Origin of the sequence: Kitasatospora sp. NPDC127116, assembly GCF_042677365.1 — a bacterium.
GTDB lineage: Bacteria > Actinomycetota > Actinomycetes > Streptomycetales > Streptomycetaceae > Kitasatospora > Kitasatospora lactacystinica.
Window position 1 is genome coordinate 1 of sequence record NZ_JBHXTL010000222.1, and the last position, 9,196, is coordinate 9,196.

At 71.3% G+C, this 9,196-nt stretch carries 10 protein-coding genes; 1 reads left to right on the forward strand and 9 read right to left on the reverse strand.

What is annotated here, in order from left to right:
- Positions 1-166: 166 nt before the first annotated feature.
- The 9 genes from ACFVHV_RS42150 to rpmH form a co-directional block, all read right to left on the reverse strand.
- A complete protein-coding gene (locus ACFVHV_RS42150) occupies positions 167-784 on the reverse strand; it encodes a GNAT family N-acetyltransferase (RefSeq protein ID WP_359907015.1) in 618 nt (205 codons plus the stop codon).
- A 129-nt stretch (positions 785-913) separates the two neighbouring features.
- Positions 914-1,954 carry a ParB/RepB/Spo0J family partition protein gene (locus tag ACFVHV_RS42155; protein ID WP_359907012.1) on the reverse strand — a complete coding sequence of 347 codons (1,041 nt, stop codon included), beginning with the start codon at positions 1,952-1,954 and terminating at the stop codon, positions 914-916.
- The gene (locus ACFVHV_RS42160) at positions 1,951-2,895 is read right to left on the reverse strand and encodes a ParA family protein (RefSeq protein WP_359907026.1); all 945 of its coding nucleotides are present in this window, start codon (positions 2,893-2,895) and stop codon (positions 1,951-1,953) included. Before ACFVHV_RS42160 ends, ACFVHV_RS42155 begins: the two co-directional genes overlap by 4 nt.
- A 304-nt stretch (positions 2,896-3,199) precedes the next feature.
- On the reverse strand, positions 3,200-4,018 hold the full coding sequence (gene rsmG, locus ACFVHV_RS42165; RefSeq protein ID WP_359907009.1) for a 16S rRNA (guanine(527)-N(7))-methyltransferase RsmG: 819 nt from the start codon (positions 4,016-4,018) through the stop codon (positions 3,200-3,202).
- Between the two features lie 159 nt (positions 4,019-4,177).
- Positions 4,178-4,708 carry a protein jag gene (locus ACFVHV_RS42170; protein ID WP_380358967.1) on the reverse strand — a complete coding sequence of 177 codons (531 nt, stop codon included), beginning with the start codon at positions 4,706-4,708 and terminating at the stop codon, positions 4,178-4,180.
- An 82-nt stretch (positions 4,709-4,790) separates the two neighbouring features.
- The gene (gene yidC / locus ACFVHV_RS42175) at positions 4,791-5,975 is read right to left on the reverse strand and encodes a membrane protein insertase YidC (RefSeq protein WP_359907006.1); all 1,185 of its coding nucleotides are present in this window, start codon (positions 5,973-5,975) and stop codon (positions 4,791-4,793) included.
- On the reverse strand, positions 5,972-6,343 hold the full coding sequence (gene yidD / locus ACFVHV_RS42180; RefSeq protein WP_359907003.1) for a membrane protein insertion efficiency factor YidD: 372 nt from the start codon (positions 6,341-6,343) through the stop codon (positions 5,972-5,974). Before yidD ends, yidC begins: the two co-directional genes overlap by 4 nt.
- A complete protein-coding gene (gene rnpA / locus ACFVHV_RS42185; protein ID WP_049655849.1) occupies positions 6,340-6,768 on the reverse strand; it encodes a ribonuclease P protein component in 429 nt (142 codons plus the stop codon). Before rnpA ends, yidD begins: the two co-directional genes overlap by 4 nt.
- Positions 6,769-6,786: 18 nt before the next feature.
- Positions 6,787-6,924 carry a 50S ribosomal protein L34 gene (gene rpmH, locus ACFVHV_RS42190; RefSeq protein ID WP_030392420.1) on the reverse strand — a complete coding sequence of 46 codons (138 nt, stop codon included), beginning with the start codon at positions 6,922-6,924 and terminating at the stop codon, positions 6,787-6,789.
- A gap of 353 nt (positions 6,925-7,277) precedes the next feature.
- Here rpmH and dnaA point away from each other — a divergent pair, with 353 nt between their 5' ends.
- Entirely contained in the window at positions 7,278-9,140 is a 1,863-nt protein-coding gene (dnaA, locus tag ACFVHV_RS42195; RefSeq protein WP_380358970.1) for a chromosomal replication initiator protein DnaA, read from the forward strand.
- The last annotated feature ends 56 nt before the right edge of the window (positions 9,141-9,196 follow it).

A 9,196-nucleotide genomic window follows, 5' to 3' on the forward strand; every position in this document is an offset into this window, starting at 1 on the left:
GGGGGGGGCTCGGGGGCTTTTTAAATTTGGTTCTGCGGGCCGCCCCCCGCCGGGGGGGGGGGCCCCCCGGGGGGGGCCCCCCCGCCGCCGTCGTTTCCGGGCCCTCCAAACACCCCTCGCGACACCCGCGGCGACGCCCTACGGAGGCGCCCTCCGGAGGCGCCCGCTAGAACGGCCGCAGCGCGGGCTCCTTGCGCCCACCGCCCAACAGCCGCTCCAGCGCCCCCTCCACATCGCCCCGCCAGGAGAGCGTCGTCCGCGCCTCCAGACGCAGCCGCGGGTAGCGCTGGTGCGGGCGGACGGTCTTGAAGCCGACCGCGAGCAGATGGTCGGCCGGCAGCACGCAGCTGGTCGGCACCCGCCCGGACGAGCCGAAGGCCTCGATCGCCCGCACCCCTCGCCCGATCAGGTCCTTGGCCACCGTCTGCACCAGCACGCGGCCGAGGCCCTGGCGCTGGTAGCCCGGCAGCACCCGGCTGACCATCAGCTGAACGGCGTCCGCCGACACCGGGCTGGTCGGGAAGGACTGCGAGCGGGGGACGTAGGCGGGCGGTGCGTAGAGCACGAACCCGGCGGGCCGGTCGTCCACGTAGACGATCCGCCCGCAGGAGCCCCACTCCAGCAGCACCGTGGAGATCCACCCCTCCTTCTCCAGCTCCGGCTTGCCCGCTTCCACCGCCTCCTTCGCGCTGACCGGGTCCAGCTCCCAGAACACGCAGGAGCGACAGCCGTTCGGCAGGTCCCCGAGGTTGTCCAGCGTCAGCGGAGCGATCCGCCGTCCCATGGCCGCACCTCCTCCCTCTCACGGTCGAGCATTCCCCCACGAACGCCGAAGGGTGCATGTTTCACGTGAAACAGCGCTCACGTGGAACACGCACCCATCGGGTCGTTGCCCTCGGCCGGCCGGTCCGGCTCAGCCCTGCGACAGCCGCAGACCGTCCTCACCCGGGGCCATGCTGTCCAGGATCCGGTTCAGGTCCTCCACCGAGCCGAACTCCAGCACCACCTTGCCCTTGCCCAGCTTCCCGCCGCGCTGCGACACCTCGACCTTGACCCGGGTGTCGAAGCGGTCGGACAGCCGGCTCGCCAGGTCGTTGAAGGCCGGGGAGTTCAGCTTGCCCGCCTTCGGCGCCTGGCGCTTGGGCTCCTCCGGTTCCTCCGAGCGCATCAGCACGACGATCTCCTCGACGTTGCGCACCGTGAGGCCCTCGGCGATGACCCGCGCCGCCAGCCGCTCCTGCTGCTCGGGCCCCGAAAGGCCGAGCAGCGCCCGGGCGTGTCCAGCCATCAGCGTCCCGGCCACCAGGCGGGTCTGGACGGACGGCGGGAGCTTCATCAGCCGCAGGGTGTTGGAGACGTGCGTGCGGGAGCGGCCGATCCGGTCGGCCAGCTCCTCGTGGGTGCAGGCGAAGTCCCGCAGCAGCTGGTCGTAGGCGGCCGCCTCCTCCACCGGGTTCAGCTCGGCGCGGTGCAGGTTCTCCAGGAGGGCGTCCAGCAGCAGCTTGTCGTCCTCGGTGGCCCGGACGATCGCCGGGATCCGCTCCAGCCCGGCCTCCCGGGAGGCGCGCCAGCGGCGCTCGCCCATGATCAGCTCGAAGCTGTCCGCACCGACCTGGCGCACCACGATCGGCTGGAGCAGCCCGACCTCCTTGATGGAGGTGACCAGCTCGGCCAGCTTGTCCTCGTCGAAGACCTCACGCGGCTGGCGCGGGTTCGGGGTGATCGCGTCCAGCGGCAGCTCGGCGAAGTACGCACCGGCCGGCTGCGCCTGCTCGGCCCGCTTCTCCGCGGCCGCCCGGGCCGCCACCGTGCCGCGGCCGCTCGGCAGCGGCGTCACCGAGGCCGGTGCGGGCGCGGCTGCCGCGGGCTTCGCCTCCGCCCCGCCGTCCACCGGCGCGGCGGGGCGGATCAACGCCTCCAGCCCTCGTCCCAGACCAACCCTGCGAGCACTCACTGATGACCCTCCGTCGTGCCGTGCTGTGCCACCGGGGCGCCGTGCCCCTGCTGGCCGTCCCGCTGCTGACCCACCAGCGAGCCGCCCTGGCCCACCGCACGCAGCGCGAGCTCGCGGGCGGCCTCCAGGTAGGAGAGCGCCCCGGTCGAGCCCGGGTCGTAGGTGAGCACCGTCTGCCCGTAGCTGGGCGCCTCCGAGATGCGCACCGAGCGCGGGATCGCCGTGCTCAGCACCTCTTGGTGGAAGTGGGTCCGGACCTCCTCGGCGACCTGGGCGGCCAGCCTGGTCCGGGCGTCGTACATGGTGAGCAGGATGGTCGACACGTGCAGTGCGGGATTGAGGTGCGCGCGCACCAGCTCGACGTTGCGCAGCAGCTGGCCGAGGCCCTCCAGGGCGTAGTACTCGCACTGGATCGGGATCATCACCTCCTGGCCGGCGACCAGGGCGTTGACCGTCAGCAGACCCAGCGATGGCGGACAGTCGATCAGGATGTAGTCGAGCGGCTGCTCGTAGGCGGCGATGGCCCGCTGGAGCCGGCTCTCCCGGGCCACCAGGGAGACCAGCTCGATCTCGGCGCCGGCCAGGTCGATGGTGGCGGGGACGCAGAACAGCCCCTCGACGTCGTGCACCGGCTGCACCACGTCGGCCAGCGGCTTGCCCTCGACCAGGACGTCGTAGATGGACGGCACCTCGGCGTGGTGGTCGATGCCGAGCGCCGTGGAGGCGTTGCCTTGCGGGTCGAGGTCGACGACCAGGACGCGCAGGCCGTGCATGGCGAGCGAGGCGGCCATGTTCACGGTGGTGGTGGTCTTGCCCACCCCACCCTTCTGGTTGGCGACCACGATCACCCGGGTGGCGGCGGGCCGGGGCAGTCCCTCGCCCGCTCGGCCGATCGCCTGAACCGCAGCCTGGGCAGCCCGTGCGATGGGCGTGTCATCGATCTGGTCGACGGTCTCCGAGTCCTGCATGGGGGTCAGTGTTTCACGTGAAACCGGAGCGGCAACAGTCGCCGCCCGGTCACGGCGGAGGATGCCCGAGAGCAAGGAGCGACGTTTCACGTGAAACACCATGCCCGCTATGCCGGAAATCTGACGTTGCGACACTCCGGTGTCCCGGGGGCACCACCCGGCCGAACGCCGGGGGGAACAGCGGCCCGTCCGCCACCTGAACGACGACGGGCGGACGATCCTCCCTCGCAGGAGGCCCGTCCGCCCGTGTCCGGTACGTCTTCGGCGTCGCGCCGGATCAGCGGCTGCGGCGCCGCCCGCCCCGGCCGCGCTCGCCGTTCCGGACGCTCGCGGTGCGACCCGCCCGGGCCGCCTTGGCGCGCCGGGTGGCCGCCTTCACCCCGCCGGGACTCTCCCCCGCCTTCACCTGGATCACCCGGGTCGAGGTCTCCAGGGTGCCCTCGCCGACCGCGATGACGCTCCACTCGACCGCACCCAGCCTGGCCAGACCGGCCCGCGATTCGGCCAGCTCCTGCTCCGCGCTGTCGCCCTTGAGCGCCAGCATCTGTCCGTGCGGGCGCAGCAGCGGCATGCCCCAGCCGGCCAGCCGGTCCAGCGGCGCCACCGCCCGGGCGGTCACCACGTCCACCGCGAGCTTGCCGACCATCTCCTCCGCGCGACCGCGCAGCACCGTGACGTTGTCCAGGCCCAGCTCCCGGACGACCTCCTCCAGGAAGGTGGTCCGGCGCAGCAGCGGCTCCAGCAGCGTCACCGAGACGTCCGGACGGGCCAGCGCCACCGGGATGCCCGGCAGGCCGGCCCCGGAGCCGACGTCGCACAGGGTGGTGCCGGCGGGCAGCAGCTCGGCCAGCACCGCGCAGTTCAGCACGTGGCGGTCCCAGAGCCGGGGCACCTCGCGGGGCCCGATCAGCCCGCGCTGCACGCCCGCGGTGGCCAGCAGCTCCGTGTAGCGGACCGCGGCGTCGTAGCGTTCCCCGAAGACCTCCCGGGCGACGGCCGGCGCCTCGGACAGCTGGTCCAGCTCGGTGGCCCGCCCCTCAGCGGCCGGGTCCACGTCCGCCCCCGGCCGGCCGGCAGCCGCGTTCTCCGTGTCCATCTCGACCTCTCCGATCCCCGGATCCACCGACCCGCTCAACGCACTGTTTCACGTGAAACATCCCAGAAGGGACGACGACCCCGCCCGCACGAGGCGGACGGGGTCACGTCCGGTGAAGCTCTCCGGCCGCCACGGCGGCCGGTCGTCGACCTGTCGGCCTCAGACCGGCAGCACGACCACGAACCGCTGGGGCTCTTCGCCCTCGGACTCGCTGCGCAGGCCGGCCGCGGCGACCGCGTCGTGGACGACCTTGCGCTCGAAGGGAGTCATCGGCCGCAGCTTGACCTGCTCGCCACTGCTCTTGGCCTGCTCCGCGGCCTTGGCCCCGAGCACCGCCAGCTCCTCGCGCTTGCGGGCCCGGAAGCCGGCAATGTCCAGCATGAGGCGGCTGCGCTCGCCGGTCTCCCGGTGGACAGCCAACCGGGTCAGCTCCTGGAGGGCCTCCAGCACCTCGCCGTCCTGGCCGACCAGGCGCTGCAGCGCGCGGTCGTTGCCGTCACTGACGATGGAGACCAGGGCGCGGTCGCCCTCGACGTCCATGTCGATGTCACCGTCGAGGTCGGCGATGTCGAGCAGACCCTCCAGGTAGTCCGCCGCGATGTCGCCCTCCTGCTCCAGACGGGAGATGACGCTCTCGTCGGAACTGGCGGCGGTCTCGGCCTCGACGGCGGAGGTGGTGCCTTCCGTCACTGATGGACTCCTTCGGAGATGGGCCCGTCTGCCGGGCCGGGAACGAAGCTCTTCGCGGCTGTCACAACGGGCTTGGGGCCGGTCAGGACTTCTTCTTCGGCCGCTGGCCGCCACCGCGCTTCGGCTGCTGCCGGGTGCCCTGCTTGGTACCGGCCGGCTTGGCCGTGCTCTGCTTGGCGGCCGCCGGCTTGCCACCGGCATCGGCCGGGGAGTCCGCCGGGGCGGTGTCGGCCGGAGCCGCGTCGGTGGGCTCCTCGGCCGCGGCGTCCTTGCCCGGCTCCACGGTCGGCTGTCCGACGCCGCCCTGCTGGCGCTGGGCCTTGCTCTGCCGACGGGGCTGCTGGCGGCGCGCCTGCACCGACTCCTCGACCACCGCGGCGGCGCTGGCCGCCTCGCTCACGGCCGCCTTGGACGGGGGCAGCATGCCCCAGAGCGCGCCCTTGATCTCCGTACCGTCCGGACGCAGTCGGCCGGCCTTCTTCAGGCGCTCCTGGCGCTCCTGGAAGGCCATGCTGCCCGGGGTCGGGTTGTTGTGGATGACGATCAGCTGCTGGCCCATCGACCAGACGTTGGTGGTCAGCCAGTAGACCAGGACGCCGACCGGGAAGTTGATGCCCATCACGGCGAACATGATCGGGAAGACGTACATCAGCATCTTCTGCTGCTGCATGAACGGCGTCTTCACCGTGAGGTCGACGTTCTTGGTCATCAGCTGGCGCTGGGTGACGAACTGCGACAGCGACATCAGGATGATCATCACGGCGGTGACGATCTTGACGCTGGTCTCGGGGCTGCCGACGAAGGTCGCGGAGAGCGGGGCGCCGAAGATGTGCGCCTTGCCGGCGCTCACCAGCAGGTCACCGTGGATGACACCGATGTCCTGGCCCTTGGCGACCTTGGCGAGCACGCCGTAGAGAGCGGTGAAGAACGGCGCCTGCACGATGATGGGAAGGCAGCTGGAGAACGGGTTGGTACCCGCCTCCTTGTACAGCTTCATCATCTCTTCGGACTGGCGCTGCCGGTCGTTCTTGTAGCGCTCCTGGATGGCCTTCATCTTCGGCTGGATCGCCTGCATGGCCCGGGTCGCCTTGATCTGCTTCACGAAGAGCGGGATCAGGCAGATCCGGATGACGACCACCATCGAGGCGATGGCGAGACCCCAGGCCCAGCCACCGTCCGGGTCGAAGATGTGGCTGTACAGCGAGTGGAACTGGACGATGATCCAGGACACCGCTGTGTACAGGGGATTCAGGAAGGAGAAGGTCACCGGTCAGGCTCCTTGGACAGGTGGATTGGCCGCACGGGACCAATGGTCGCCGGGCCCTCGGGGTCCGGACCGGCGGGGGTGGCGGTCACCGGGTCTCCGGTGGCGGACCGGCTCTTCAGCCGGTCCCGCAACCGCCGGTGCCACACCGGATGCTTGCGCGGCGGGACATGATCGACCCCGCCGGGCGTCCACGGATTGCAGCGCAGGATGCGCCACACGGTCAGCCCGCCGCCTTTCACCGCCCCGTGCACCTTCACGGCCTCGTAGCCGTAGTGCGAGCAGGAGGGGTAATAACGGCAGACCGGACCGAGCAGTGGGCTGATGGTCCACTGGTAGACCCTGATCAGACCCATCAGCAGGTACTTCATCGACCTGCTCCCGTCGGCGCCGTGGCGGCGGGCTCCGTCCTCAGCAACCGCTTGAGTGCCGCGTCCAGGTCACGTTCGAGGTCCTGGTACGAGGCGGTCGCGGCCTGGGGCAGCGCACGCACCACTATCAGGCTACCGGCGGGCAGCCTGGACAGACGATCACGAACGAGGTGACGCAACCGGCGCTTGACCAGATTGCGGACGACCGCCGGGCCAACGGCCTTGCTCACGACGAAACCCGCACGCGCCGAAGGAGTCCCCTCGGCGACGTGCGGGCGGGAGTCGCTGGTCCGGTCGGTCTGCCCCTGCGGGTCACCGTCTCTGCTGAGATGGACGACCAGAAGGGGCCGGCCGGCCCGACGACCGCGTTTCACCGCGGTCGCGAAGTCCTGGCGCCGCCGCAGCCGATTCTCGGAGGGCAGCACAACAGACTCTGGCGCGGATCAGGCGGACAGGCTGGTGCGGCCCTTGCCACGGCGGGCGGCCAGGATGGCACGGCCGGCGCGGGTACGCATACGCAGCCGGAAGCCGTGGGTCTTCGCGCGACGACGGTTGTTCGGCTGGAAGGTGCGCTTGCTCACTCGGGGGCTCCTGAGGTGAATCGTAGGATGACGGGGAATCGCTTGGCCGTCACCGTGCGTCCGCGTGATCTCCCCTGATTCGGAAATCCGGCCCATCGCCCCAGTTCGGCTGGGGTCTGAGGCAATCCACGGCGCCCGTGCTGCGCGCCTTATGGAGCGGGTGGACCCGCGGACATGCGGCAGCGGCCATCGACAACTCGACCTGGTTACGGTACGCGGGACGGGGCGCGGGGGTCAAACCAGCCCGCGATCGCCCGTCTTACCCACAGCCTGTGGACAACGACTTGATCCCGCCCTGTTCGCTGACTACCGTTGCAGAACTTGTCTGGTTTGTTCTTGGAAAGCGTGCACCAGTGGCTGATGTCAACAGCGACCTCGTCCCGGTCTGGGCCAGGGTCGTCGAGCGGCTGGTCAACGACCCCGATGTCGGGGAGATGGACAAACAGTGGGTGCAGCGCACCCAGCCGATGTGGATGATGCACGACACCGCCCTGCTGGCGACCCCGAACGAGCGGGCCAAGCAGGTGCTGGAGGGCCGGCTGCTGCCGCAGCTGACCGAGGCCCTCAGCCGTGAGCTCAGCCGCCCGGTCCGGATCGCCGTGATGGTCGACGCCAACGCGGTGCCGACCACCCCCGCACCCGCCCCCCAGTCCCCCGCCGAGCCCTACCCGGGCCCGGCCGGGGAGGACGCCCCCGACTACGGCGGCCAGGACTACCCGCAGTCGTACGAACACGGCCAGCCGTACGAGCAGGGCCACCCCTACGAGCAGGGGCAGGGGCAGCCGTACGAGCAGGACTACGAGCGGCCCCGCTACGACACCGGCGGCTACGACCCGCGCCAGGCCCCGTACGGCGGCCCCGGCGGCGGCCAGGGCTGGCAGGGCTACCAGGAGCAGCCGCCCGCCTACCGCGACCCGGAGGAGCCCGCGCCCCGCCAGGCGCCGCGGCCCGTCCCCGGCCCGCCCGCGACCACCCAGGGCGACCTCTTCGGCGGCGCCTACGGCCCCGGCCCGAACGAGCAGCCGCGGGCCGGCGCCGGCCGCCGGGCCGGCGGTACCCGCCCCACCGGCGGCCGTCCCGCGGAGAAGGCCTCCCCGGAGCGCTCCGCCGAGCGTCCCGGCGTCCCCGGGGTGCCCGCCCCGCCCGGCGCTCCCCCGGCCGGCGGCTCCCGCAAGGACGAGCCGGCCGCCCGGCTGAACCCCAAGTACCTGTTCGACACCTTCGTGATCGGCGCCAGCAACCGCTTCGCGCACGCGGCGGCGGTGGCGGTCGCCGAGGCCCCGGCCAAGGCGTACAACCCGCTCTTCATCTACGGCGAGTCCGGGCTGGGCAAGACCCACCTGCTGCACGCCATCGGGCACTACTCGCGCAGCCTCTTCCCGGGCACCCGGGTGCGCTACGTGTCCTCGGAGGAGTTCACCAACGAGTTCATCAACTCGATCCGGGACGGCAAGGCGGACACCTTCCGCCGCCGCTACCGGGACATGGACATCCTGCTCGTGGACGACATCCAGTTCCTCGCGAGCAAGGAGTCCACGCAGGAGGAGTTCTTCCACACCTTCAACACCCTGCACAACGCGAACAAGCAGATCGTCCTCTCCTCGGACCGGCCGCCCAAGCTGCTGACCACGCTGGAGGACCGGCTGCGCAACCGCTTCGAGTGGGGTCTGATCACCGACGTCACCCCGCCGGAGCTGGAGACCCGGATCGCGATCCTGCGCAAGAAGGCGATCCAGGAACAACTCAACGCTCCCGCCGACGTGTTGGAGTTCATCGCCTCCCGGATCACCCGCAACATCCGGGAGCTGGAGGGCGCCCTGATCCGGGTCACCGCCTTCGCCAACCTCAACCGGGCCCCGGTGGACCTGGAGTTGGCCGGGATCGTCCTCAAGGACCTGATCCCCGGCGGGGACGAGGACGCCGGCCCGGAGATCACCGCGCAGGTCATCATGCAGCAGACCGCCGCGTACTTCGGCCTGGGGGTGGACGACCTCTGCGGATCCTCGCGCAGCCGCGTGCTGGTGACGGCCCGGCAGATCGCGATGTACCTCTGCCGCGAGCTCACCGACCTCTCGCTGCCGAAGATCGGTGCGCAGTTCGGCGGCCGCGACCACACCACGGTGATGCACGCGGACCGCAAGATCCGCTCGCTGATGGCCGAGCGGCGCTCGATCTACAACCAGGTCACCGAACTCACCAACCGCATCAAGAGCTAGCCGACGCCTCGTCGTGCCGTGCCGGGTGCCGTGCAGCGCCGCGTGGCACCCGGCAC

Excerpts from the sequence above, each read along its gene's own strand:
- ACFVHV_RS42150 (WP_359907015.1), bottom strand. The coding sequence starts at position 784 with ATGGGACGGCGGATCGCTCCGCTGACGCTGGACAACCTCGGGGACCTG.
- rsmG (WP_359907009.1), bottom strand. The coding sequence starts at position 4,018 with ATGGACACGGAGAACGCGGCTGCCGGCCGGCCGGGGGCGGACGTGGAC.
- yidD (WP_359907003.1), bottom strand. The coding sequence starts at position 6,343 with ATGAAGTACCTGCTGATGGGTCTGATCAGGGTCTACCAGTGGACCATC.